Source organism: Enterococcus sp. BSD2780061688st2 D3, assembly GCF_005844145.1.
GTDB classification, from domain to species: Bacteria; Bacillota; Bacilli; order Lactobacillales; family Enterococcaceae; genus Enterococcus_B; species Enterococcus_B durans.
Genome location: NZ_SPHN01000001.1, coordinates 87,532 through 113,719 on the forward strand (window position 1 = coordinate 87,532; position 26,188 = coordinate 113,719).

24 protein-coding genes are annotated in these 26,188 nt (G+C 39.2%); 9 read left to right on the forward strand and 15 right to left on the reverse strand.

The window, feature by feature from the left end; genetic code table 11:
• Window positions 1-346 precede the first annotated feature (346 nt).
• Entirely contained in the window at window positions 347-1,426 is a 1,080-nt protein-coding gene (gene pepA / locus FGQ66_RS00390; RefSeq protein ID WP_081133843.1) for a glutamyl aminopeptidase, read from the reverse strand.
• 197 nt (window positions 1,427-1,623) lie between these two features.
• Here pepA and FGQ66_RS00395 point away from each other — a divergent pair, with 197 nt between their 5' ends.
• Together FGQ66_RS00395 and FGQ66_RS00400 are read left to right on the forward strand one after the other, a co-directional pair.
• On the forward strand, window positions 1,624-1,974 hold the full coding sequence (locus FGQ66_RS00395; protein ID WP_005875490.1) for a PepSY domain-containing protein: 351 nt from the start codon (window positions 1,624-1,626) through the stop codon (window positions 1,972-1,974).
• 180 nt (window positions 1,975-2,154) lie between these two features.
• On the forward strand, window positions 2,155-3,123 hold the full coding sequence (locus FGQ66_RS00400; RefSeq protein WP_005875489.1) for a glycosyltransferase family 2 protein: 969 nt from the start codon (window positions 2,155-2,157) through the stop codon (window positions 3,121-3,123).
• 309 nt (window positions 3,124-3,432) lie between these two features.
• Here the strand turns inward: FGQ66_RS00400 and FGQ66_RS00405 are convergent, their stop codons facing one another.
• A complete protein-coding gene (locus FGQ66_RS00405) occupies window positions 3,433-4,890 on the reverse strand; it encodes an NAD-dependent succinate-semialdehyde dehydrogenase (RefSeq protein WP_138301372.1) in 1,458 nt (485 codons plus the stop codon).
• Between the two features lie 451 nt (window positions 4,891-5,341).
• Here FGQ66_RS00405 and FGQ66_RS00410 point away from each other — a divergent pair, with 451 nt between their 5' ends.
• A complete protein-coding gene (locus tag FGQ66_RS00410; protein ID WP_138301373.1) occupies window positions 5,342-6,220 on the forward strand; it encodes a cation diffusion facilitator family transporter in 879 nt (292 codons plus the stop codon).
• Window positions 6,221-6,537: 317 nt separating this feature from the next.
• On the opposite strand, the gene FGQ66_RS00415 is transcribed toward FGQ66_RS00410, so the two are convergent.
• Together FGQ66_RS00415 and FGQ66_RS00420 are read right to left on the reverse strand one after the other, a co-directional pair.
• Window positions 6,538-8,193, reverse strand: coding sequence for an FAD-dependent oxidoreductase (locus tag FGQ66_RS00415; protein ID WP_138301374.1), 1,656 nt, complete (start codon window positions 8,191-8,193; stop codon window positions 6,538-6,540).
• On the reverse strand, window positions 8,194-8,505 hold the full coding sequence (locus FGQ66_RS00420; protein ID WP_005875481.1) for a rhodanese-like domain-containing protein: 312 nt from the start codon (window positions 8,503-8,505) through the stop codon (window positions 8,194-8,196).
• A gap of 168 nt (window positions 8,506-8,673) precedes the next feature.
• On the opposite strand from FGQ66_RS00420, the gene FGQ66_RS00425 reads away from it, so the two are divergent.
• On the forward strand, window positions 8,674-8,934 hold the full coding sequence (locus tag FGQ66_RS00425) for a metal-sensitive transcriptional regulator (protein ID WP_138301375.1): 261 nt from the start codon (window positions 8,674-8,676) through the stop codon (window positions 8,932-8,934).
• An 11-nt stretch (window positions 8,935-8,945) separates the two neighbouring features.
• Window positions 8,946-9,260: a DsrE family protein gene (locus tag FGQ66_RS00430; protein WP_005875478.1), complete on the forward strand. Its 315-nt coding sequence runs from the start codon at window positions 8,946-8,948 to the stop codon at window positions 9,258-9,260.
• Between the two features lie 140 nt (window positions 9,261-9,400).
• On the opposite strand, the gene FGQ66_RS00435 is transcribed toward FGQ66_RS00430, so the two are convergent.
• Both FGQ66_RS00435 and FGQ66_RS00440 read right to left on the reverse strand, forming a co-directional pair.
• Complete coding sequence (locus tag FGQ66_RS00435) at window positions 9,401-9,961, reverse strand: CDP-alcohol phosphatidyltransferase family protein (RefSeq protein WP_138301376.1); 561 nt, start codon at window positions 9,959-9,961, stop codon at window positions 9,401-9,403.
• Between the two features lie 89 nt (window positions 9,962-10,050).
• Window positions 10,051-11,952 carry an endonuclease MutS2 gene (locus FGQ66_RS00440; protein ID WP_138301377.1) on the reverse strand — a complete coding sequence of 634 codons (1,902 nt, stop codon included), beginning with the start codon at window positions 11,950-11,952 and terminating at the stop codon, window positions 10,051-10,053.
• Between the two features lie 411 nt (window positions 11,953-12,363).
• Here FGQ66_RS00440 and FGQ66_RS00445 point away from each other — a divergent pair, with 411 nt between their 5' ends.
• Window positions 12,364-12,747, forward strand: coding sequence for a DUF1093 domain-containing protein (locus tag FGQ66_RS00445; RefSeq protein WP_138301378.1), 384 nt, complete (start codon window positions 12,364-12,366; stop codon window positions 12,745-12,747).
• Window positions 12,748-13,054: 307 nt separating this feature from the next.
• On the opposite strand, the gene FGQ66_RS00450 is transcribed toward FGQ66_RS00445, so the two are convergent.
• The 6 genes from FGQ66_RS00450 to FGQ66_RS00475 form a co-directional block, all read right to left on the reverse strand.
• A complete protein-coding gene (locus tag FGQ66_RS00450; RefSeq protein WP_138301379.1) occupies window positions 13,055-13,771 on the reverse strand; it encodes an MIP/aquaporin family protein in 717 nt (238 codons plus the stop codon).
• Window positions 13,772-15,595: a type 1 glycerol-3-phosphate oxidase gene (gene glpO / locus FGQ66_RS00455; protein WP_138301380.1), complete on the reverse strand. Its 1,824-nt coding sequence runs from the start codon at window positions 15,593-15,595 to the stop codon at window positions 13,772-13,774.
• A 14-nt stretch (window positions 15,596-15,609) separates the two neighbouring features.
• Window positions 15,610-17,106: a glycerol kinase GlpK gene (gene glpK, locus FGQ66_RS00460; RefSeq protein WP_005875467.1), complete on the reverse strand. Its 1,497-nt coding sequence runs from the start codon at window positions 17,104-17,106 to the stop codon at window positions 15,610-15,612.
• A gap of 114 nt (window positions 17,107-17,220) precedes the next feature.
• On the reverse strand, window positions 17,221-18,681 hold the full coding sequence (locus FGQ66_RS00465; protein ID WP_138301381.1) for a helix-turn-helix domain-containing protein: 1,461 nt from the start codon (window positions 18,679-18,681) through the stop codon (window positions 17,221-17,223).
• The gene (locus tag FGQ66_RS00470) at window positions 18,671-19,969 is read right to left on the reverse strand and encodes an NAD(P)/FAD-dependent oxidoreductase (protein WP_138301382.1); all 1,299 of its coding nucleotides are present in this window, start codon (window positions 19,967-19,969) and stop codon (window positions 18,671-18,673) included. The genes FGQ66_RS00465 and FGQ66_RS00470 overlap by 11 nt, the downstream gene beginning before the upstream one ends.
• Window positions 19,970-20,307: 338 nt before the next feature.
• Window positions 20,308-20,610: a hypothetical protein gene (locus FGQ66_RS00475; RefSeq protein WP_138301383.1), complete on the reverse strand. Its 303-nt coding sequence runs from the start codon at window positions 20,608-20,610 to the stop codon at window positions 20,308-20,310.
• 169 nt (window positions 20,611-20,779) lie between these two features.
• Between FGQ66_RS00475 and FGQ66_RS00480 the strand changes: the two genes are divergently transcribed.
• From FGQ66_RS00480 to lpdD, 3 genes are all read left to right on the forward strand, one after another.
• Complete coding sequence (locus FGQ66_RS00480; RefSeq protein WP_138301384.1) at window positions 20,780-22,255, forward strand: UbiD family decarboxylase; 1,476 nt, start codon at window positions 20,780-20,782, stop codon at window positions 22,253-22,255.
• A gap of 119 nt (window positions 22,256-22,374) precedes the next feature.
• Entirely contained in the window at window positions 22,375-22,944 is a 570-nt protein-coding gene (locus FGQ66_RS00485) for a UbiX family flavin prenyltransferase (RefSeq protein WP_138301385.1), read from the forward strand.
• 1 nt (window position 22,945) lies between these two features.
• Window positions 22,946-23,365: a prenylated flavin chaperone LpdD gene (gene lpdD / locus FGQ66_RS00490; RefSeq protein WP_138301386.1), complete on the forward strand. Its 420-nt coding sequence runs from the start codon at window positions 22,946-22,948 to the stop codon at window positions 23,363-23,365.
• A 70-nt stretch (window positions 23,366-23,435) separates the two neighbouring features.
• Here the strand turns inward: lpdD and FGQ66_RS00495 are convergent, their stop codons facing one another.
• The 3 genes from FGQ66_RS00495 to FGQ66_RS00505 form a co-directional block, all read right to left on the reverse strand.
• The gene (locus tag FGQ66_RS00495; RefSeq protein WP_138301387.1) at window positions 23,436-23,735 is read right to left on the reverse strand and encodes a DUF1905 domain-containing protein; all 300 of its coding nucleotides are present in this window, start codon (window positions 23,733-23,735) and stop codon (window positions 23,436-23,438) included.
• 216 nt (window positions 23,736-23,951) lie between these two features.
• Window positions 23,952-24,662: a DUF4811 domain-containing protein gene (locus tag FGQ66_RS00500; RefSeq protein ID WP_081133825.1), complete on the reverse strand. Its 711-nt coding sequence runs from the start codon at window positions 24,660-24,662 to the stop codon at window positions 23,952-23,954.
• Complete coding sequence (locus tag FGQ66_RS00505) at window positions 24,659-26,131, reverse strand: MDR family MFS transporter (RefSeq protein ID WP_005875452.1); 1,473 nt, start codon at window positions 26,129-26,131, stop codon at window positions 24,659-24,661. The genes FGQ66_RS00500 and FGQ66_RS00505 overlap by 4 nt, the downstream gene beginning before the upstream one ends.
• Window positions 26,132-26,188 lie beyond the last annotated feature (57 nt).

Below are 26,188 nucleotides of genomic sequence, written 5' to 3' on the forward strand. Positions count from 1 at the left end.
CTAAATTGTAAAAAATGTGTCCAGCTCCTACAAAAATAGCCTTAACGATCCTAAAAACATAAAAAGCGATGTTCGGATTGTTAAGGCTTATTTTCTAAGAGATATGGAATAGACTCGGTATGTTTGAGCGTGGGACAAAAGTAAGAAACACTTTTATCTCATCTCTAAAAACGAATAAACGGCTGGAGCAGAAGAAACTCCTTCTTAAAAAATTTGAAAAGCAATTTTCATTAATTTCTTCTTATTTCTCGGGGTTAAACACTTCTGTCCCAGCCTCTAAGGTTCCCTAGAGTATCGTTAAAAATAAATATTTCAGCAATACGCTACTTTCCATTTCTCTTATATTTTATTTTCCATATACGATTGTATCAACAGTTGATTTGTCTAACCCTTTTAATGTTTGGATCAGCATTTCTCTGGCTGCCTCAAAATCACGGATGCTGAACATCGTTTGATGTGTATGGATATAACGTCCTACAACACCGATCACTGTACTTGGGATTCCTTCATTTTGAGTATGTGCCGCACCTGCGTCAGTTCCGCCTTTTGAAACAAAGTATTGATAAGGAATGTGATTCGTTTCAGCAACATCTAATAAATACTCACGTAGACGAGGTAACATGATCAAACCTGGATCTTGAATACGCATCAATGTCCCTTCCCCTAAATGACCAAAAGTGCCATTCTTTGTTCTTGTATCGTCCGCTGCTGAACAATCAACTGCAAAGAAAAGATCTGGTTTGAATTTGTTGACAGAAACTTTAGAGCCACGTAAGCCCACTTCTTCCTGTACATTTGCTCCAGCGATCAAAGTATGCCCTAATGTTTCATTTTGCAATGCTTCCAAAGCTTCTAAGACCATTGTACAGCCGTAACGATTATCCCAAGATTTACTGATGATATTTTTTCCATTGGCTGTTTTGACTGTTTCTGCATAAGGAACGATCGTATCACCAGGTAATACGCCAAAGCTCATTGCTTCTTCACGTGACTCAAAGCCGGCATCAAATAAAATATCTGTAACTTCAACTGCTTTTTGGCCACTTGTACCGCGTAATAAATGTGGTGGTACAGAGGAAGAAATACATGGATAATTTTTTCCTGTTGACGTTTTTAACGTAAAACGTTGGGCAGAAACGACGTAAGGATTCCATCCGCCTAAAGGTACGACTTTAAATAAGCCATTTTCTTGGATCTGAGTCAACATGAAGCCAACTTCATCCATATGTGCCGCAACCATTACGCGCGGAGCATCCGCATCATCATGGTGACGTAAACCAAAGATCCCACCTAGCCCGTCTTGTTGTAGTTCATCCACTAAAGGCTCCATGTGCGCGCCCATATACTCCCGGATGTCTTGCTCAAAACCACTTGTTCCTTGAAGTTCTGTTAGTTCTTTGATACGTTGAAATGTTTTTTCGTCCATATAAAGTTCGTCTAAAATTCAGACTATGCTCCTCTCAAACTTATTGTTGATTGACGCAAACCTTAGCGCTTTTAGCCAATCACTTGGATTTATTATAACTTATTTTCACAAGTAGTGGTTATTTATTTCAAAGAAAAACCCATAGTATGGTAGAATAAACACAAAGAAGCTATTGGATATAAAAGGAGGTAAGACGTATGTATGAAGAAAGCGAACTAAGCTATTTTAAAGGCGGTCTTGCTGTGGGAATCGGACTTGGATTGTTAAGCGGTGTTGCTTCAACTATTTGGTATCATCGAAAAAAGACCTTATCTGCGGATGAAGTCTTGCATCAAATCAAAGAATCATTTTTAAAAGAAGGCTCTATTGAAGGTTCCTGGATTTCCTTTGAAAAAGAACCTACTCGAAAATTTGCGATCCATTCGAAGGCATATCGAGGTGGTATATCACGAATCGAAGATGGTGAAGTTGTCTACTATGAATTCTTAGCAGATGCCTACACAGGTACTGTTTTAGATATTACACGAAAAAAAAGTGAATTTGCTTAACTGTATAGAATTGATTCCTTATCCCTTCTCTGAAAAAACATCTTCGTTTTTTCGTAGGGATTTCTTTATGAATTGCGCTAAAAAAGAAGTTAATTTTCTCTAGGAATACTAGTATTTACGAAAATGATACGGTATTCTTAAAAGGAAAATGTGTTTTCGATGATTTAAGGAGAGTGAAAAATGGAACAACAAGAAAAAATTGCTGTTCTAATTCCTTGTTACAATGAAGAAGCAACGATTTCGACTGTCATTGCAGACTTTAAACGAGAATTACCACAAGCAGACATTTATGTATATGACAATAATTCGACAGACAACACGTATGATCTAGCTCTACAGTGTGGTGCAATCGTTAAAAAAGAGCCCCGCCAAGGAAAAGGAAATGTGATTCGGCAAATGTTTTTTGATATTGAAGCAGATTATTATCTAATGGTCGATGGTGATGATACCTATCCAGCAGAAGCGGCCCATGAGTTACTCGATCAACTTCGTTCAGGCAGAGCGGATATGGTCATTGGTGACCGACTGTCAAATGGTACGTATTTTGATGAAAACAAGCGTCCTTTCCATGATTTCGGTAATAATCTAGTTAAAAATACGATCACGCAACTGTATAAAACGAAAATACGCGATGTCATGACTGGCTATCGTGGATTTAATCGGATTTTTGTCAAAAGCTTTCCTATCATGAGTTCTGGTTTCCAAATCGAAACGGAACTAACGATCCATGCATTAGATAAAAAATTCAAGTTAGTAGAAATCCCTATTGATTATCGCGATCGTCCAGAAGGAAGTGAATCAAAGTTAAATACTTTTTCCGATGGCTTTAAAGTGATCATGATGATCATCAAAATGTGCAAAGATTACAAACCGCTGATGTTCTTTGGGATCTGGACACTTTTCTTCTTTTTATTTGGTCTATTCACTGGCGTACCAGTTCTTCGTGAATATATGTTGACCCACTTCATCACACGGGTACCTTCGGCTATTTTGAGTACTGGATTGATGATACTGGCTTTACTTTCACTAGTTACCGGGCTGATTTTAGACACCGTAGTAACAAACGCGAAAAAAGAATACGAATTGAATCTTTATCATGTTTATCATGAATATCGAAAAGAATTGATGGACAGAAAGACTCAGAAATAAGTGTTCACTTATAAGAAAAAAGTCAAAAAAACCAAAATTACTTCTTACGTTTTTTGGTTTTTTTGGCTTTTTTTAGTGGAACTACGTACATCGATTATTCGAAAAGAGGGTGAGCCAAAAGTAAGAAACACTTTTGGCTCACTCTTTAAAAACGAATAAACGGTGGGAGCAAAAGCAACACCTTCTTAAATAAGCCGAAATTCACAAAAATTTGAAAAGCAAATTTCGTGAATTTCTTCTTATTTCTCAGAGTTGAACACTTCTGTCTTAGCCTCTTCTGATTTTCGTATTCTTCTATTTACTATGCTTTTACTTAGCCGTCCGAATCGTCACAAATTTTACCTCAATATATTCTTCGACACCATAAGTTCCATTCTCACGACCGAATCCAGAATGTTTGACCCCACCAAAAGGCGTAGCAGAGTTAGATATCGCTGTATCATTTACTCCCACCATCCCATATTGCAGTTGATTGCTGACATGATCGACTGTATGGATATTGGTCGAGAAAAAGTAAGAAGCCAGACCAAAAATCGTATCATTGGCATCCTTGATTACTTGATCTTCCTCTTCAAATGTAATCAGTGGAATGACCGGGCCAAACGTTTCTTCATAAAAGATCGCCATTTCTTTTGTTACACCGTCTAAAACAGTTGGTTCAAAGAAAAAGCCGTTCGCATACTCGCCTTCTGTCAAGCGCTTTCCACCACAAAGGATCTGTGCCCCTTTATCAACTGCATCCTTCAGCTGTTCTTCGATTTTTTCGATTCCTTCTCCATTGATCAGCGGACCTGTTGTTGGGTCGTCTAACCCATTACCTACAGATACACCTTTCATCTTTTCCATGATAAGATCTGTTGCTTTTTGTTTGATCTCTTTATGGATAAAGATTCGATTAGGTGACGTACACACTTGCCCATTGTTGATAAATTTAGTTTTGATCAACATCTCTGTCGCTAATTCTAAATCCGCATCAGGGAAAATAATAAATGGAGCATGCCCGCCAAGTTCCATTGAAACTTTTTTCAATGTCGGAGCCGCTTGTTCATTTAAGATTTGCCCCACTTCGGTTGAACCTGTAAAAGTGATTTTTTGAATGTCATCAGATTCTGATAAGATCTTACCAATCGTTGAAGAATCCCCCATTACGATATTGACGACTCCTTCAGGAAATCCAGCTTGATCAAATAGTTCCATTAGCGCTAGTGCTGAAAGCGGTGTCGCTTTTGCGGGTTTTAAAATCACCGTACACCCCGCTGCGATTGCTGGCGATATCTTCCGAATGATCATATTAGAAGGAAAGTTCCAAGGAGTAATGGCTCCTACTACTCCCACTGGCTGTTTCCGGACTTGCCATTGATTAGTAGTTGGTGAAGGAACGATGTCCCCTACAATACGCTGTCCTTCCGCCGCATTCCACCGAAGATTCTCCACATTCGTTTGGATTTCCGCTGCTGCTTGACTTAGCGGTTTTCCTTGTTCCATCGTCATGATTTTTGCCAATCGTTCACTATCATTTTCTACTAGATCTGCCATTTTATTCATTAATTTTGCTCGTTCTGCAGGAGAAGTTTTTGACCAGCCTTCGAACGCTTTATTAGCCGCCTGAATTGCCTCTTTCGTTTCTTTTTCTCCACCCTTTTGAACAGTGGCTAATATCTCCCCAGTTGCAGGATTCTTAACCTCAAAAGTACCTTCCGATCCCTCCAGCCATTTGCCGTTGATATAAAGATGAGTTTCGACTTGTGGTAAATCTATTTTTGCCATGTGTCAGTTTCCTCCTTCTTATTCGGTACAATCCCACCCTAACACGGAGAAAAGCAAAGCTCAAAACATATGCATAAAGGTTGTGAAAAGGCTGTTCTGCATCAAGCAATAAGAATGAACAGAGAAAAACAGCTTTTCATGTTTTTCATCTGTTTAGGCTTATTGTTGAAGATGCAAGCCTTTGAACACCGTGCATAAAGGTTGTGAAAGAAGCGCCCAGCTCCGAGCAAATAAGAATAAACAGAGAAAAACAGCTTTTCATGTTTGAAATGTTCCATAGCTGATTTTCTAGTTGGCAAAAAGCTTTCTTCGACTTTCCTATTGATGGATTCAAGAGATGCATAGTACAAAATTTCGCTACTCCAAAACTATTATATTTTACACACTTTACTAAATAGACACTCAAAATATTATATGATAGTAAAATATTTTTATTTTGGAGTGAACATTTATGAACAACGAAAGATACCAACAATTGAAGCAAGCCGAATTAGGTGCTATCGTCAGCATTCTGGCTTATGTCATTGTATCGATCCTAAAACTTTCTATCGGAAATATCGCAGATTCTGAAGCTTTAAGAGCAGATGGATTGAATAATTTTACAGATATCCTTGCATCGATTGCTGTATTGATCGGCCTCCGGATTTCTCGGAAGCCTGCAGATAATGAACACCGTTACGGTCACTGGAAAGCAGAGAATATTGCCAGCCTAGTGACTTCCTTTATCATGTTGCTGGTAGGGATTGAGGTCCTGTATTCGTCCATTCGTTCTTTCATGGACAAGGAGACGGGGAGTCCCGATATTACTGCTGCGATCGTAGGTATTTTTTCCGCTATCCTTATGTACATCGTCTATTACTTCAACAAAAAGTTAGCCGAAAAAGTTAAAAGTCCTGGGCTTCTGGCTGCAGCAAAAGATAATCGAAGCGATGCCTGGACAAGTATTGGTACAGCAATTGCTGTTTTTGCTGCATCCTTTCAGTTGGGTTGGTTAGACACAGTAGCAGCAATGGTTGTCGGACTACTGATTTTAAAAACGGCTGTTGATATTTTTAGGGAAAGTTCGTTTTCATTATCCGACGGTTTCGATCAAGCTGAACTTGTTCGTTATAAAGAAACAATTGAAAAAATTCCGGAAGTAAGACAAGTGAAAGATATTCGAGGACGAAACTATGGTTCAAATATCTATGTTGACATCACAGTCTTGATGGATTCTGATCTAACAGTAAAAGAAAGTCATACTGTTTCTGATATTATTGAACATCGTTTATTCGAAAAATTTCAAGTCCACGAAACGGATGTCCACGTAGAGCCATTTGTTGAGAAATAAAGGAACAATGATTTCAAAAACTGATGACTCATCTGAGAAAAGATGGAAAATAAAGTGGGAAAAGCTAGGTTGGGACAGAAGTGTTTAACTCCGAGAAATAAGAAGAAATTAACGGAAATTGCTTTTCAAATTTTTGTGAATTTCGGCTTATTTCCGAAGGAGTTGCTTCTGCTCCCACCGTTTATTCGTTTTTAGAGAATGAGACAAAAGTGTTTCTTACTTTTGTCCCACGCTCGCTTTTTCCCTAGCTACTCTTACTAATCTCCTCACTTATTTTTTTAAGTTGAAAAGCATTGCACATAATGAGGCGGATTTTTTTATTGATGGGGATAAACAAGTTCATTTGGGCGTACTGCACGATAAAGCGCAAATGCGCCGTCTAAATTTTGAACATGGAAACCAGCTTGTTTTAAGATACGTTCAGCTAAATAACTTCGTAGTCCACTATGGCAACTTACGATATATTCTTGGTTCTTCTCTAACTCGCTCAAGCGACAACGTAACTCGTGCAAAGGAATATTTGTAGCATGCGGAAATGCGCCATTGGCTAATTCACCTTCATTTCGCACATCCAATAATACTTTTCCATTGACCAAAGCTTCTGGTAGTTCATGCCATTGGATTGGCTCACTTAATCCTTCCGCAACATTCATGGCTGCATAACCCAACATGTTCACCGGATCTTTTGCTGAACCAAAGGGTGGCGCATAAGTCAATTCCAATTCCGGTAAATCAAAGATGGTTAACTTTCCTTTGATTGCAGTAGCCAGAACATCTACTCTTTTATCCACGCCTTTTTCACCGATTCCTTGTGCTCCGTAGATTTCACCAGTTTTTGGATCAAAGATCAATTTCAAAAGAAGATCAGATGCGTCTGGATAATAACTTGCATGATCCTTTCCTGAGACATGGATAACTGAATAAGAGAGACCTGCTTGTTTAGCTGCTCGTTCATTTAATCCTGTAGAAGCTGCAGTCAGATCAAATACGCGTAAAATCGCTGTACCGATACTTCCTTGGTTCTTTCGTGCAGTGCCAGCGATATTATCTGCTACTTGACGTCCTTGACGATTGGCTGGGGAGGCCAACGAAATTAACGCGTCTTCACCTGTGATTTGTTGTTTGACGATGATTGCATCGCCTACTGCATAAATAGCAGGATCACTCGTTTGATAATATTCATCAACGAGAATACCGCCTTTGATTCCAGTTTCAAGACCGGCTTGTTTTGCCAATATACTGTCAGGAGCTACTCCTACAGATAAAATCGTCAGTTCGGAAGGAATAGCGGTACCATCTGCTAAACGCAATAACTGGCCTTCCTCTTCAAAAGCGATGACCGCTTGATTGGTTTTGACTGTTACACCTTTTTCTTCTAATTCTGCATGAACGAATGCAGCCATTTCCTCATCTAAGGTCGGCAAAATATGTGGTGCACTCTCCACAACTGTTACTTCAAGCCCTCGTCTGGTCAAATTTTCTGCCATCTCAAGCCCAATAAATCCTGCACCGACAACTACTGCTTGTTTTGGTTGGGTATCAAGGACGTGCATTATCTTATCAATGTCTGGTACATTTCTAACGGTGAAGACGTTTTTCGCTTCTGACAGACCAGCAATAGGTGGTACAAACGGTTTTGCGCCTGGAGAAAGCAACAGCACGTCATATGATTCCATTGTCCGTATTCCATCATGCTGTACTTCGACTTTTTTCTCATCCGTTAGAATAGCTGTGACTTCATGATTTGGACGGACATCAAGTTGAAAACGAGCAGCTAACGTCTCAGGAGTTTGGACTAAAAGTTTTTCACGTTCGTCGATTTCCCCCGAAACATAATAGGGCAGTCCACAATTGGCAAATGAAACAAATGGCCCTTTTTCAAAAACGACGATTTCTGCATCTTCTTTTAAGCGGCGTAATCTAGTTGCTGCAGACATTCCTCCTGCTACACCACCAATAATCACTACTTTCATTTACTTACCTCCTATTGTTTTATCCAACCATTGATTCATGCCACCACGTACATTGATCGCCTGATAGCCCATTTTGTTCAATTCTTTCGTTGCCTGCTTGCTTCGCATACCTGACTGACAGATCACATAAACAGGTTTTTCCTGATCACCTTTAAAACTAGTGATTCTTTGCAATGGTACATTCTTAGCTTGTCGAATATGCCCACCCCGGTATTCATTTGGCGTTCTCACATCGATCAATTGAATAGAACTTGTTAGTTTTCCTTTTAATTCAGCAATTGTAATAGATTGTATCGTTTGAAACAACATCATTTTTATGCCACCTCGTTTAATTTTTAAAAATACCTCACGGGGTATATTCAACACGATATGCTGATATTTGTCAACTATTCGATTCCTAAATTTAAAAATCGACTTATTTATTTACAAACTATACCTATATAGGGTATTATTCAAATAGAACAACAAGGAGGATTCAAGATGGAAATCGATAACAAAAACATTATGAATCGTTTAAAGCGCACGGAAGGTCAAATACGCGGAATCCAAAAAATGATCGACGAAGATAAAGAATGTATGGATGTTATTACGCAGTTGAGCGCCGTTCGTTCCAGTATTGATCGTGTCATGGGAATGATCGTTGCCGAAAATCTCAAGGATTGTTTGGAACACCCTGAGAATCGTCCAGAGGAACAAGCAAAAAAAATGGAACAAGCAATCAATATGATCATCAAAAAGTAAGGAGCGAAACAATGAAAGTTGTCTTTCACATCGACGAAACAGCAAAGTGGCTCGAAACGAAGCAAAACGTCAAAAATCTACTGAAAGCAGCACCGAAAACAGAGATCATCGTTACTGTTAACGGTCACGGAATAACAGGCTATCTTGATAACCAGAATGCGGATTTCCTCGCATTACCAGATGTAACATTCCATGCTTGTGCTAACGCTTTACGTGCGAATGAGATCAGCGAAAAAGCATTACCTGAACAAGTGGTCATCGTACCAGCGGGTGTTTTAGATCTGATTGAATTACAAGAAAAAGGCTTTGCTTATATCAAACCATAATGAAACAAAAATAGAATATGGGACAAATCTAAAAATCAGGCTTTTCGGAAATTTAAAAAAACGAGCAATACAAAAAGCGTATTGTTCGTTTTTTTCTCCAATTTCTCAAACCTAAATGACTTTTGTCTCGACCTCTGTTTTTAATCATCGACTGATTTTAATAATTTTCGGTAGGTACCTATATACAGCACAAATGATTGTGCCAAACAATAAGTGATCACACCAAATATCCAGTTGACCCATCTACCGGTGAGGTCAGGAAAGAGTAACAAAATGGCCATTCCTGCATAGATGACGGCGGTCGCTAATTTTCCATACCATTTTGCACCATCTAATTTGACATGATGCCTGAGACCAATAATTCCGGCCAGTAACATAAAGCCTTCTTTGACAATGAATAGACCTAATACGAGCCAAATCAGTGGACGTTGCCATGCCATGGACAGAATCAAAAACAATTGAGTCAATTTATCAGCCACAGGATCAAGGATTTTTCCTAATTCCGTGATTTGATTGAAACGGCGAGCAATAAAACCATCTAAAAAATCAGTAAGACCTGAAATAGCGATGATCACGCCAGCTAAATAAAAAGAATGTTGCGCGACAAGATAAAGATAAAAAGGTAATAACACAACACGAAAAAGAGATAATAGGTTGGGGATCGTTCGTATTTCTTTACGCCAATTGGATAGTTGCTTCATCTTTTACAGCCCCTTAAATAGACTTTAGTCTATTCTAACCTAACAAAATAGATGTGCCAATTTTTACCTTGCCGCTGAATATCCCTATTTTACGTTTGTCGCTGATTTTTCTGTCGTTCACGCGCTTCTTTAGCTAATTGTTTGTGGGCTTTTTTCGAGCCACGTTCGATATCTCTCTGCCATTTTCTCGTTTTGAAATCTGTAAATAGACTGTCCAGATCATAATTTTCTGGGTACAATTCTTCTGTGCGACTTTTTAGAGTCACACGGGAACGTGGGACTTCGATTTTTTCACTGTCCAAGTAAAAGATCAATGTGTCTTCTCCTTGATCTTCAAAAATCAGACCTTCTTTTTGATGGATGGTCGAGAATACTCGATCCCCTTTTGAAAATCGTTCCAATTTTTCTTTCACGTTTTCCTTCTGGACAAGCGTTTGGAATGCTTTTTTCTTTGTTTGATAGGCCTTATTGTGGATATAATGTTGTGCTTGTTGAATAAGCTCTGGAGACATCTCCATTTTTTTTGCGATCCACAGCGCTTGGCTTTCGCCAGTTTCACCAACTCGCAGAAGATACTTCGGCTGCAATTTTTCTCGGTCAAATGCCATAGCCGCAGGAATAAAGTCTTCATGGTCTTTGGCAAACTTTTTAATTTCCCCATAATGCGTAGTTGCAACAACCAAAGCGCCTTTTTCATACATTGCTTCCATGATAGCCACCGCCAAAGCTGCCCCTTCATTTGGCTCTGTCCCACTACCGATCTCATCTAGTAAAACCAACGTATTCCTTTTGATTTTACCTAAAATCGCTGCAATATTGTGCATATGACCAGAGAACGTACTCAAGGCATTTTCAATATTCTGTTGATCACCGATATCGACAAAAACACCATCAAAGACTGCTAACTCTGTACCTTCATCTGCTGGTACTTGCAAACCGAACATTGCCATGAGGGTAAGTAGTCCCACAGTTTTCAAAACGACTGTTTTTCCACCGGCATTCGCGCCAGTGATCACTAACCCACGGTAATCTTTCCCCAATTCAAAATCCAATGGGACAGCCTTTCCTGTCAGCAAAGGGTGTCTTCCCTGTTTAATGTTGATATATTCCGATTTATTGACGATAGGCGTGACACCTTTGATTTCCCGACTATACTTTGCCCGAGCAAAAAGAATATCTAAACGTGTGACAGTCTCAATGATCAAATCAATTGCATATTCTTTCTCAGCCAATGCGCCAGTCAAAGCTGCCAACACTTGGTACTCTTCTGCAATTTCTTCTGCTTTCAGTAGTTGGTAGTGCCCACTTGCTTTTTCGACAGCTGTCGGTTCAATAAATACAGTTGTTCCTTTGTTGGATTGCTCGATGATACTTCCAGGTATCTTGTTTTTGTAACTTGCCTTGATTGGGATCGTATAATGATCTCCTTTTTGAACAATCATCGTTTCTTGGATCATTTCTTTATTCGCGGGATGCCGCAAAAATTTCAACAAGCGATCTTGGATCTCCTTTTCTGTCACTTGCAACTGTTTTCGTACCTTTCGCAACTGTCGCGAAGCATCATCACTTACCTTTTGATTCTTGATTTGTTGATAGATCAACTCTTCAATTTCAACTAGGTTGGGCATATTTTTGCTATACGCATACAAAAGCGGTGTCTGATAGCAATTTTTTTCAAAGAATTTCGTAATCAACCGACTACTTCTTAAAAAGTCAGCATACTCGATCAATTCTGAGGGAGTCAAAATCAAGCCTTTCTTTACTTGTGCCGTTAATGCATCGATCCTCGTCAATCCCATGAATGGAACATGCTGATTACTTTCTAAGATGAGCCGTGCTTCTTTCGTTTCTGTTTGTCGGGTTCGAACAGTTTGCAGATTTGTTTGGATGGTCATTTCATCGATTCGTTCTTTACTGTGATTCCCGATAGCTCGTTTTTTGACTTCGTTTTTAATTTCTTCGAATTGTAATTTATTGAGTGTATCTTTCATATTCTCTCCTTTATTGAAGAGATACCTGTCCCAAATAAATAAGACCTAGTGATAAAATAAAAGAACAGGACATCCACTTAAATAAGACATGTCCCGTCCTTGTTGAATACAAACTATTGGTTTTGACAGGTATCATCTATACGCACGCCAAATAAGCTTCTTGCTTTATTGGCTATTCAACTGACTACGTTAGATACCTGCTACACTCATCAAAATACCTCATTCATCTAGGTTTTATTTATTTTCACCCCAACTATATCAACTTTGTTTTTGCCTGTCAACTAATACAAGAAATCGCTTTTACCAAACAAAGAAATTTGTTCGTTCAACTAACAAAATTGTTACCTGTTTCGCTTTCCTTTAATTGGCATTTAGTAGATAATAGAAAAAAACGAAAAGAGTGTGAATCAAATGAAAAAAGTAATTGCTGTAATCGTCCTTTTGCTATTAGCCTTTGGTGGATATAAAGGGTATAAATATTATGAAGAAACCTATAAAAGTGAAACAGCCTACGCAAAAATACCGGAAACAGTTCCACCACTAAAAGATACACTGGATAATCAAGGAAAAAAAGTGGATAACTTAAAATCTTATAACTATCAATTGACCTTTGTCACTAAGAGCGGTCAAAAAATCGATATGTCCTACGCCGTTTCTTCTGAAAAACCACAGCCTTTAGAACCAAACTCTTACATCACGGCTGAAGTAAGTAAAAAACGAATAACAAAGGGACCATCTGCGATTGAAGAATCAAAAATCCCTAAAGATGTCTTGAATAAATTAACAAATAACTGATTTCTCAAATCAAATCTATTTGAATCAAGCAAAAGAGCAAATGATCAGAACCGATTCGTCGGCACCTAATTATTTGCTCTTATTTTACTAAACTTTTTTATGAGGACTGACTTTTGGACGTCGTTTATTTGAGAGAGGCTGGCACAGAAGTGTTTAACTCCGAGAAATAAGAAGAAATGAACGAAAATTGCTTTTCAAATTTTTGTGAATTTCGGCTTATTTCCGAAGGAGTTACTTCTGTTCCCGCCGTTTATTCGAGAGTCTGTAGCAAACCTGATTTTTTAGATTTGTCCCACATTCAAACGTCTTAGACCATCAACATGTATACTCCCACTGCTACAATAGCGCCAACCATTGGTCCAACTACTGGCACCCAAGAATATGCCCAGTCTGAAGTTCCTTTGTTTCCGATCGGCAATACTGCATGAGCAATACGTGGACCAAGGTCACGAGCTGGATTGATCGCATATCCGGTAGGTCCGCCTAATGAAAGACCGATAGCCAAGATCAACCCACCGACAGCAAATACATTTGTACCATCTGCAAAAGTATTTTGTCCAAATGCAAGTAGCCCTAAAACCAAGACAAATGTGCCAATCAATTCAGTAATAAAGTTAGCTGGATAATTACGTATAGCTGGACCAGTTGCAAATGTACCTAAAATAGCATCTTGGTCTTTTGTTACGCCCCAATGTGGTAGATATGCTAACCAAACAAGAATCGCCCCAACAAAAGCTCCTAACATCTGTGCAATAATAAATGGGATCACGAGGTTCCAACCGATTGCTCCTGTCATTGCCATAGCTAAAGATACTGCTGGATTCAAATGTGCTGGTCCCATAAATCCAGAAATATAGACACCCATCGTTACAGCCATGCCCCAACCAAATGCAATGACGATCCAACCTGAAGCTTGTGCTTTACTCTTGTTTAAGTTGACTGCCGCACAAACACCATCACCTAATAAAATCAAAATCATCGTCCCAATAAATTCACCCATGATCTGGGTCATCTCTGCATTCATTTATTTCTCCTCCTTTAGGTCACGTAAATCCGACTCAGCAATCAATTCTTCTAACCGATTTTCTTGACGTTTTTTCTCTTCTGGTGACCAAGCAAAGTATGTGGCGATTGCATCAATGATTGGTTGTTTGATTGCATCCAATTGATCTCTTTCAAACAATAGATGGTTCGTTCGACGAATCAAATAATCACCTGGTGCCAAGACCATTTCTTCTTCTAATCCGTAACGTAAGCGAGCAGATTCTGCCAAACTTAACCCTGGATATGGTGTCATATCTTTTGCAAGTGCGTAGATTTTCTTCCCATTCGTGCCATAGAAGTCCGCAATATAACTAGCGTCTTCCTCCGCTAATCCTGCTTCAACACCGATTTTTGTCAATTCTTCAACTGTTTCTTCTAATTTAGTTGGGTCAAAATCTCCCCCTGACACCGGATAATGTTTCGAATCGATTTCTTTGGCTATCACACCATATTCGTCTTGTAACAATTGACGGATCAATTTCAATGCCCCTTCTGCCATCTTACGATAGTCGGTGATCTTCCCACCAGAAAGTGTCACTAATCCGTCTGGTTCTCTTTCCAAAGAACTTCCTCGGGAAACCGTTGATGGTGCTTTTTCGTCGCGACTGTTTTCCAAGTGATTCAATACATCTTCGACTTCTACACGTGTTACTTTGTTTTCTTTATATTCTGTGACTGTATCGATCACTTTCCCAAAGCTTTTATCTGAAATCGAACCATTGTCACCGCCATTATAGTCTGAACCAGAATTTCCAATCAGTAAAGGACGTAAGCCTGCCCAGCTTGCCTCAACATCTTGTAACGTGATATTCGCCTCTGGATAACGATGGTTGACAACTTCCAACAAATAATCCACATCTTCCTGTGTCACTTTAGGATCGGTGTAGTCTCCTTGATAATCTGTATCAGTTGTGCCAAAATAGGTTTTATTTTCTCTAGGGATCGCAAAGACCATACGGCCATCTTGTTTTCCTGTATCAAAATAAGTTGGCTGTGGCACTGGCAGTTTTTTGGCATCTACCACTAAATGGATTCCTTTTGTAGGACGCATTTTAGGGGAAACTGCTCGTTTGAAATTCAAGTTGCGGATCTTATCTACCCATGGACCGCTTGTATTGATCACTATTTTTGCTTTGATTTCTACTACTTCGTCTGTTAATAGATCCCGCGCTTTGACGCCTACGATCTGATCGTTATCATACAAAAAGCCAACCGCTTTCATTTTACTTACCAGATAAGCCCCATCTTCTGCTGCTTTCTTGATATTTTCGATAACTAAACGGGAATCGTTGTTGCGAAAGTCCAAGTATACACCTGCACCCTTTAGACCTTCTTTTTTCAAGAAAGGTTCACGTTCTAAGACTTCTTCGGGAGTCAATGTGTAGTTCTCATATTTGGTACCGGTCACATTTGCCAGCTTGTCATAAAGATCCATTGCGACTTTGACTGAAAACATATTGAATGTCGTCGCCCCTTCATCTTCGTAGATCGGTAGTAGCATTGGATCAGGTTTTGGTATATGAGGTGCGATACTTTGTACAACAGCTCGCTCGCCTACTGTATCAGCAACTACTTCCACATCAAATGTTTTTAAGTAACGAATGCCTCCATGGACTAATTTCGTTGAACGTGAAGAAGTTCCTTCTGCAAAATCCTGCATTTCGATCAGACCGGTTTTGATTCCTGAAGCTGCTGCTTGGATGGCTACACCAGCACCAGTGATCCCACCACCGATGATCAATAAATCTAATTCTTCTTGTTGCATTTTTTCAATATTTTCTTGTCTCGTTCCTCTTGAAAACATAACGTTCCCTCCCTTTACTCAAATGCTTGTGTAGCAGCGACTGCTTTTTTCCAGCCACTATATAGTTTTTCTCTTCGTTCTTCTGGCATTTCGACTTCAAACATTTTACCAGCTTCATAAAATTCTCTGATTTCATCTGTGTCTTTCCAGTAACCGACAGCCAAACCAGCAAGGAAAGCAGCACCTAATGCCGTAGTTTCCAAATTTTCCGCTCTTTGGATCGGTACATTCAAGATATCTGTCTGGAATTGCATCAAATATTCATTATTTGCTGCGCCGCCATCTACTTTCAGCACCGGGATTTTGATTCCTGTATCATCTTGCATCGTGTCAATGATATCTCTTACTTGATATGCGATTGACTGTAAAGTAGCTTTGATGATGTCTTCTTTTGTTGTGCCACGCGTCAAACCAAACATCGAACCTCTAGCAGCTTGATCCCAATATGGAGCACCTAGACCTACAAAAGCTGGGACAACGTAGACTTCATCGTCACTCGTGGAACGTTTCGCAGCTTCTTCCGAGTCACTCGCTTTTTGGAGCATTTGCAAGCCGTCACGCAACCATTGGATCGATGACCCAGCTACAAAAATACTCCCCTCAAGTGCATAGTAAACCTTGCCATTTATCCCATAACCAATCGTCGTCAATAAATTGTTTTTAGATAATTGCGGTTCTTCCCCTGTATTCATGACGATGAATGAACCAGTTCCATACGTATTTTTGACCATTCCTGGTTCAAATGCCATTTGCCCAAATAAAGCTGCTTGTTGGTCCCCTGCCATTCCAGAAATTGGCGCTTCACTGCCATAAAAGTGATAGCCTTGCGTGTAGCCGTAAACTTCAGAATTCGAAGTTGGTTTCGGTAACATCACTCGTGGGATATTTAATAGGTCAAGTATTTCTTGATCCCAATCAAGATCGTGGATATTGAATAGCATTGTTCGACTCGCATTTGAATAGTCGGTCACATGGGCTTGTCCATCTGTTAATTTCCAAACCAACCATGAATCGATTGTTCCAAAAAGTAACTCGCCTTTTTCTGCTCGCTCTTGCGCTCCTTCTACGTGATCTAAAATCCAGCGAATTTTTGTCGCTGAAAAATAAGCATCGATCACTAAGCCTGTTTTTTTATGGAAAAATTCTTGATAGCCTTCGTTTTTGAGGTTATCTGCAATAGCGGCAGATTGACGAGATTGCCATACAACTGCATGATAGATGGGACGGCCTGTGTCTTTTTCCCAAATGACAGTCGTTTCACGCTGATTCGTAATACCGATCCCAGCAATTTGATTCGGCTTGATCCCAGATTCAATAAATGCTCCCGCAATAACGGATTGAACAGAATTCCAAATTTCGTTGGCATCATGTTCAACCCAACTTTCTTTAGGAAAGAATTGTGTAAATTCCTTTTGTGAGCTGCCGATATGTCTCCCTTTTTTGTCAAAGATGATTGCTCGTGAACTAGTTGTTCCTTGGTCGATGGCCATGATATACGTTGATTCAGTCATTATAATCTCCTCCATTTTTTGCAAACGCTTTCTTAATCTACTTTTATCTTACACCCATTTATTTCAAAGAAACTGCCAAAAAAATAGCGATTTGGACTTTTTTTGACAGTTTTCTTAATTTTTAGCTTTTTTTTCTTGCTCAATTTTCTGTTTCAACCTTTTGATATCATAGTTTGAAGCAAACTCTGATAAATAATAATAGTGTTGATTTTGTTTTTCTTGATTAAAAGTGATTACTAGATCATAGGATTTGTCTGCACGCACATTTTCAATATCGATTCCACTGATCCCTTTAAGTTCTCTAAGTAAAAATTGTTGGAACGCAATTCGATAAATCGGCAATGTGTCGATATCGATCCCGATTTTGACAGACTTGGCAATGTAAAAATCGATCATCATCAAAACATTCGCATATTGGATCATCAAATATTCTAATTGTGTCTCGTCAAATTTTTTAGAAGAAAATTGTTCAATGGTTGTTTCTTTTAGCCGTTCTAGTAACTGACTGAGGGAATGTCCCAACATCTTTTTTTGTTGTTCCAATAGATGTTCTTGATCGTAGATCAGCATATGCCCGTCAAAAAAATACAGTTCATTATTGATTTGTGCCAGTTGATAACCCACAGCCTTTTCTTCCTTTATTTTTAGACGTCTGGGCCGATAATGCCACAACATTGTTTCTCGGATATATGTATCCAAGACAGCAGTCGGCAGTTTTTTGCTGCGCGTCAAATCATACTGATAAAAGTGTTCCTCATCCAATACTGCAAATGACACAAAAAAACTGTAGAACATGAGTGTTTCATAATTACTCAAGTCAGCCGCAGTTCGACTTAGATAAAGCGAAAGGACTGGATCGATCACTTGGTACAACCGATCATTCTCATAAAGTGTTTTTCTTGTTTTCAACGTTTTGAACGTCGTCTTTTCACTCATTAGTCGTTTCCTCGTGATTCCTAACCAACAAGCAATTTTTATTGATGCATCCGCTGAAAAAGTTGTTTCTACCGAACGTTCCAACCCTAGGATCAATGGTCGTTTTTCCGGTGTATTCTGTAAGAAAAGAGGTCGTTGAGATTCTGGGATGAATTGAAAGAGGACATAATAAAAGTACCGAACTTGTAGTTCTTCCCCATAGATTTGTCCATTTTTGATTTGAAGAGAAAATTCTTTCAATAAATGATTCAATTCTTTGATTTTGCGAAAAACAGAAGATTCGCTGATATTGAATGCAGTAGCTAAACGAACGATCGACGCTTGTTGATGTTCTAAAAGATATGTGAGCAAATTGAATTTCAAACTTTGTTGAAGCAAGAATAGACATATCTGTTCTAAACTCGTGTCATCACCTAACTCAAGGATAACTTGAAACTCAGTTCTTTTTACTTCTACTTTCTTGCGCATCATCGAGCCGATCCATTCAATATCTTCCAGATACTGGTCAAAGGCCGATTTAGAAAGATTCACTTTCTCCCTTAGTTCACTGCTAGAGGCCTTGCCACCTTGCAACACAAGTTCTCGCAACAACAAGACTTGTAACTGTTCTTTTTTTTCCAATAATTGTTCAATCTTCATGGGTGTCTTCAACCACCTTTGTAAAAGGGATCGGCATCCGATATTCCGGTTGGAAGAATAATTCGTGTTCCTCAAGTTGTTCCAATGTCCAGCTTTCTTCGATTGCTAGTGTAAATTGATCCAACAGATGGAAAATATTGCCTTTGCTTTGAAGCTGCGCACCAACTAACTGTTGCTGTTCATTTTGGATGATCTTGATCTTTACTGGCTGATGATCCGTAGCAGAAACCTGAGTTGTTAGATACTCTTTTGTGATTTGTTGGGGATAAAAAATACTTTCTTCTTCTGTTATCCCTACGCTTCCTAGAAAGTAGCCAAACCAATGATTGCCCACTGGACGATAGGTTCCCGGATCTTTCGTTGGTTTACCACTGATCGTTCGACTAACGATATGTGCCGTGCGTATCGCATTATTTACCAGTGACACGTACATTTTTTCTTCTGTCGGACGAAAAGTCACCTGGATCGTGTCACCAATTGCGTAAATGTTTTTTGCCGAAGTTTGTAAGTAATCATCCACCCAGATCGTTCCGTCATCATTTAGTTTCAATTTTTCCTGCCAAAGTCGGTTATCTGGTCTTGTGTGGTTTGCCAATAAAACCAGATCATACCGTTCTTTTCGCTGATCCGTAGTGACTGTCACTGACTCAGATTCCCCCAACGATTGGACCTGCTCGTTCAAGAAGACAGGAATCTTTCTTTTTTCCAATTCTTCACGTAACGGGGCCACCATTTCAGGATCAAAATAGCGGAACAACAAATTTTTCCGGCTTTCATATAAGTGGATCTGCTTATTTTGACCCACCAATCCTTCCGCCAGTTCAATACCCACCTGACCGGCACCAACAATAGCTACCTTTTGTGCTTGTGCGATTTTTTCTTCTAAAGGTTCCTTTAAATGAGCATCTCTCACCGAACGGATCAATTCACTTTCTGTACTGATCGTTTTGAATTGTTGGTTGGACCCTGTAGCGATGACTAAGTGATCAAAAGTCAACTGGCCACCGTTTTGCAAAATAAGCGTGTTCGTCGTTGTCCCTAACGAAGCCACTTCTGTATTGATCCGCACATCCACATTGTAGAACGCTTCCATTTTTTCTTTTGTCATCCAGTAAAGCTGCTTTTCCTCAGTGATTTCTTTTTTCAAAAGCAAGTTGATTCCACTGGGGATAAAACCTATCTTCGCCTGTTTTTCAATCAATATGATTTCACTATCCGGACAATGCTTGCGCAGTGCCATTGCAGTGTGGATTCCTGCAAAGGAACCACCAACGATCACGACTCTCATTCATTTCCCTCTTTTCTAACACCCTAATTGAAGGGTATCATGTAACAGCAAATGTTTCAAAAAATGTACTCAGTAACCGCTGAATTCCCCCTCTATCACGAAAGATGAAGCAAACCTGAAAAATACTCACATACCAAAAACACCGAAGTTATTCCAAAAAATAAAGTAAGACGAACAATCTTTTTCGTAGTAAACGTCAGATTGTTCGTCTTTTTTAGCACTCATATCCTTAAATAGGCTATTTTCCCCCATACACTTTACCTGGATGTTTTACCTAACTTGTTACTTCTCAAAAACGTTACGTACTTCTTCCACCTCTCGACTTTCTAACTCGTTCACTATAATTCTGCCATTGAGCTGCTTCCGTCACGCCATAATTCTTCTGGTGTATAGCGATCCTTTCCATTTAGAACCACTGTTCCATCATCTTCAATAGTGATATTCGAACCGATCCACATATTTCGATTAACTGTTAACAGAAGTTTTCGTTTCCCTTTACCACGTTTTCCGAATTGCAAGGAATCTGTCATATCTCCGACCCAATGTGTACGTATGAATTTCGTTGAGCCATCCTCAAATTCAACTTTTAAAACATTCGCTAGATTTTCAGCATGTACTGCTTTTGGAAACTGTTTCGTCATTTCCTCTTCACTCCTTTGTAATCGTTTTCTTTTAATTGTATCACAGACTAGCGAATGATAAAAATACGTATCCATTCCACTATGGAATAGAAATCTTCATAACTTGAATTGTTTCACTGCCCTAAGGCTCGTACTATAAAGAAGGAAAGAAAAAAAGGAGGAAATACAAATGACAGAACAACCCTATGACTTAAGAAAAGTCATCGAAGAACTAAAAACTCTTCCTGGACAATACCATGAAACGGATCTTGAAATTGATCCAGAAGCAGATTTATCTGGTGTATATCGCTATATTGGTGCTGGCGGTACGGTCAAACGTCCTACACAAGAAGGACCTGCAATGACCTTCAACAACATCAAAGGCTTTCCTGGAAAACGAGTAAACATCGGAACAATGGCTAGCCGCAAACGTGTTGGTCAAATCTTACACCATGATTATCGTACATTGGGTCGCTTCTTAAAAGATGCCGTTGAGCATCCTCTTAAACCTGTGAAAGTAGACAAAGCGGATGCCCCTGCACAAGAAGTTGTCCACCTTGCAACAGACGCAGATTTCGATATCCGCAACATTTTACCTGCTCCAAAAAATACACCCGAAGATGCTGGTCCATATATCACAATGGGCGTTGTTTTAGGTTCTGATCCTGAAAAAACAATGAGTGACGTAACTATCCATCGCATGGTTTTGGAAGATAAAGATACAATTGGCATGTACATCATGCCTGGCGGACGTCACATCGGCCATTTCCAAAAACAATTCGAAGCATTGAATCAGCCAATGCCTATTACGATCAATATTGGATTAGATCCAGCGATTGCCATCGGAACAACTTTTGAACCACCTACCACTCCTCTTGGCTACAATGAACTATGGTGTGCAGGTGCTTTACGTAATGAACCCATTCAACTCGTTGACGGTGTTGCAGTAAACGAAGTCGGAATTGCCCGCGCAGAATTCATTATTGAAGCAGAAATCATGCCTAACCAAACAATGCAAGAAGATATCAACACGAACTCAGGAAAAGCAATGCCCGAGTTTCCTGGTTATACAGGTGATGCAAATCCGGCTGTGAATGTCGTTAAAGTAAAAGCCATTACTCACCGCAAAGATAATCCAATCATGCAAACAACGATTGGTCCAAGCGAAGAACATGTTTCTATGGCTGGCATCCCTACTGAAGCAAGTATTCTAGCACTTGTGGATAAAGCAATTCCTGGCAAAGTCGTCAATGTTTACAATCCACCAGCTGGAGGCGGCAAATTGATGACTATCATGCAAATCCGCAAAGAAAATGAAGCTGATGAAGGAATCCAACGCCAAGCAGCGATCCTTGCATTGTCCGCCTTCAAAGAATTAAAAACAGTTATTTTAGTTGATGAAGATGTCGATATCTTTGATATGAACGACGTTATGTGGACATTCAACACTCGTTTCCAAGGAGATAAAGATATCATCGTGATTCCTGGTATGAGAAATCATCCACTCGACCCTTCAGAGTTACCACAATACAATCCTGGCGTTATACGCTTCCGCGGGATGAGCGCAAAAACAATCTTCGATGGCACCGTGCCATTCGACATGAAAGAGCATTTTATTCGTGCGCAATTCAAAGAAGTAGATAACTGGAAAGACTATTTAAACTAAGTCTGATGATGCGTCATTTAAGAGTCCTTACCGATTGGTTCTTTCTCATTGATCTTGTTTGATGAGAGAGCCGATTGGTATTTTCCTTTAATACTAAAAAACAGAAGGGAACGATCCAAATGAAAAAGAAAAAAATCGTAGTTGGTGTAAGTGGCGCCTCTGGTATCATTTATGCAATCAATTTTGTAAAAAAATTAAAAGAAAATCCATTAGTCGAAACACATGGTATTATCAGCACTTGGGCAAAAGAAAATTTAAAATTGGAATCAGATATGACGCTTCATGAATTTGAAGACCTATTTGATTATCATTATTCGAACAAAGACTTAGGAGCAGCTGTAGCAAGTGGTTCTTTTTTAACAGACGGCATGGTCATCGTTCCTGCGAGCATGAAAACAATTGCAGGTATCTCTATTGGTTTAGGAGAGAATCTGATTGCTCGCGCAGCCGATGTGACATTGAAAGAACAAAGAAAATTAGTCCTCATTCCTCGAGAAACGCCGTTGAATGCGATTCACCTAGAAAATCTAACAAAATTAGCACGTCTTGGCGTGCAAATCATTCCACCAATCCCTGCTTTTTATAATCATCCTGAAACGATCCAAGACCTTGTGGATCATCATACAATGAAATTACTAGATCAATTTGGTATCGAGAATGACACCTCAAGACGTTGGCAAGGTGAGTAAGATGGCGGAAATCAAACAATTTTTAGTCACACAAGAAGCTTATACGATGCAAGCAAATGTACAAGTTATCGGCAAAGATTTACTGATAACGATTACTGGTGGCAATGTAGCGCATATCGGGACAGTCACCACTGTTTCTAAAGAGACAAAAGCGCAAACGATTCGTTTCCCTAGTCATGATGGTCGCTTCCATAAAGATGATGTCTTAGCACAATCGCTCCTTGCTATCATTAAAGATGAACTACCAGGGAATTGCGTTATCACTTCAGGTGTCCATGTCGACCACATTACGAATGCACAGATCCATGCCTCTTTTTCCATGGCAGAAAGTTTGGGACAGCAAATGTTAGCTTGGATGCAGAACCACCATTTCGACAACGAAAAACCTCTTTATTATACCAATGGAGAAAAACCATCCTAACTAAAAATAGATTGGCACTAGCAGACCAAAACAGAAATACTGACTGTTCAGTTGCTTACCAATCTGTTTTTTATTTTACAGTTTTATACTCTCTGCTCACTCTCTGCTCTATTGTTACACTTACACGATCACCGATGTCTTTTCCGATTTTCTTGCGAATGTCTTTTCGAACACCTAAGATATAGCAAATACTGCCATCTTCCCTTTTCACACCCATATTCACAATACTACCTTCATATGAAACTCCATCAAACATTGCTTGGACTTTGACTCGTCCTGCGCCAAATTCTTTTCTGATATCATAAGGAAAAACAACGTATGCGCCTCCCTTACCAACTTCCGAAGAATAAATAAGTAATTCAAAAAGAATATGTTTTTCCCATTGCTTTCTCCTACTTTTTTTATTTTAGTATACCAAAAAAAGAGATAGATCATCACTCCCAACGCTAAAGGACGGATCTTTAAAGTATGTAACAAAAAAAGCCGAACCATCCATAATAACTTTCGTTATCTTTGAGATGATCCGGCTTTTTTATTGAAACTTTGAAGTAGTACCTCTTTTTGAATTGTACCTTTTGTTAAGAGATTACTCCCCTTTAGCTTCTTTTACTAATTTCGCTAAAGCTTGTTTTTGATAATCTGCGGCTAAGTCTTTTGTTAATTTTGCTTGTTCTTCTTGACTCATCGTTGGATTTTCAGTCATCGCTTTAACAATACCTTCTTGCACATAAGCTTTAGCATCATTTGCCATTGTGCTTTGTTGTTGTTTCACTAGTTCAGCTAATTTTGCTGCTTGATCTGTACTTAATTCGATCCAGTCAGCTGGAATCTTGAATGTATTGACACGTTTGTCGTATTCATGATTGTTATCTGCTAGATTGAACCAGAATTTGTACATGTCATTTTTGTATTCCCAATAAGTGGTTTTCGATACTTTCTCTGCTTCACCACTTGTTTGTTCTACTTTATTTGTTTCATTATCGGTACCAGTCGCTTTTGGTTTCTTTTGATCTTCATCGGTGCGGTAAAGATAAACCTTTTCTGTTCCATCCCCTAATGCTTTATATAAAAGCATATTGGCATTGTCAGATTTTGCACTAGAAACGATTTTCGTTGTTTTTGTTTCTGTTACTCTTTCCATTCCGAAGTGGTTCGAAAGGTTAGCAACGATCAAACCCAATGAAGCAACAAAAATCAAACCAAAAACCAACGATAGGAATGTTTGCCATGATTTTTTTGCAAATACATTTGTAGCTGCAAAGGCGATTAAACTAATGATCAATACTGCGATTATCATGCTTTATCCCCCGCTTTCGTTTGAACAGGTTCTTTTCTCTTCAATGCAAAGGCAATCAAGAAGCCGATGATTCCAAAGACGATTGCTACAATGAAGGCTGCATGGTAACCAGATAATGTCGCATTGATTGCTTGATCTTTATAAGCTAGAGGTGTGCTATTCAATACTGATTTACCTGGAAGGTTGTCTTTTGTCACATTCGTCAATACGCTGATCAAAATAGCTGTACCGATCGAGCTGGCAATTTGGCGGAACGTATTGTTTACTGCCGTACCATGACTGATCAATTTATTTGGTAAAGCATTCATACCAGATGTAGTAACGGGCATCATAACCATTGAGATACCGAACATGCGGATCGCATAAAGAACGACGATATATAAGACTGGTGTTGTTTTTGTTAGGAATGCAAACGGCGCTGTCGCAGCGGTTAAGATGAACATCCCGATAATCGCTAAACGTTTTGCTCCATATTTATCAAAAATGGCTCCAGTGATCGGCATCATTGCCCCCATGATCAAAGCACCTGGCAATAGCATCAAACCAGAATGGAATGCTGATTCACCACGGATATTTTGGATATATAGAGGTACAACCATTTCAGCACCAACCATGGCCATGTTTGTTACTCCAGCCAATACAGCCGCAATTGTAAAGGTAGACGATTTGAATACGCGTAGTTCCAAGAATGGATTTTCCAAATGAAGTTGGCGCCATGCGAATAACGCAATAAATACGACACCTACGATCAAGAAACCAATTACTTTGGCACTGCCCCAACCAGCGTCACCAACACTTGAGAATCCGTAAAGTAAGCTACCGAATCCAATAGTTGAAAGAATAGCTGATAAAATATCGATACTTGGATTAGATAGAGGAATCACGCTTCTCATTAAGAAGAATGCCAACACTAAAACTAAAACGACGATTGGTAAAACCATACCAAAAAGATCACGCCAATGATAATTATCAATGATGTAACCTGATAAAGTTGGGCCTAAAGCAGGCGCTAGTCCAATAACGATCCCAGACATCCCCATTGCTGACCCTCTTTTTTCTGGTGGGAAGATGGATAACATAATGTTTTGTAATAAAGGCATTGAGATCCCTACACCACATGCTTGGATCAAACGTCCAATCAATAATGTACTGAAGTTTGGTGCAACAAAACAAGTAATTGTTCCAATCAAGAAAATGGACATAGCTGAAAGATACAAGTTTCTTGAACTAAACTTATTGATCAACCAAGCTGTGATTGGAATCATGATTCCGTTAACTAATAGGAATCCGGTTGTAAGCCATTGTACGCTTGAAGCAGAAATATCGAAAGCTTTCATCAATGTAGGGAAAGCTGTTGTTAATAATGTCTGATTCAAAACCGTACAAAACGTACCAATTAATAAGACAACGACTAAAAGTGTCCGATTATATGGTTTGCCGTAAATATCTACGGGTTGATTTTTACTCATATTTCTCCTTCTTTCTGAATTTTTTCTGAAACCACTAGAATACTTTAGTCCTATTTT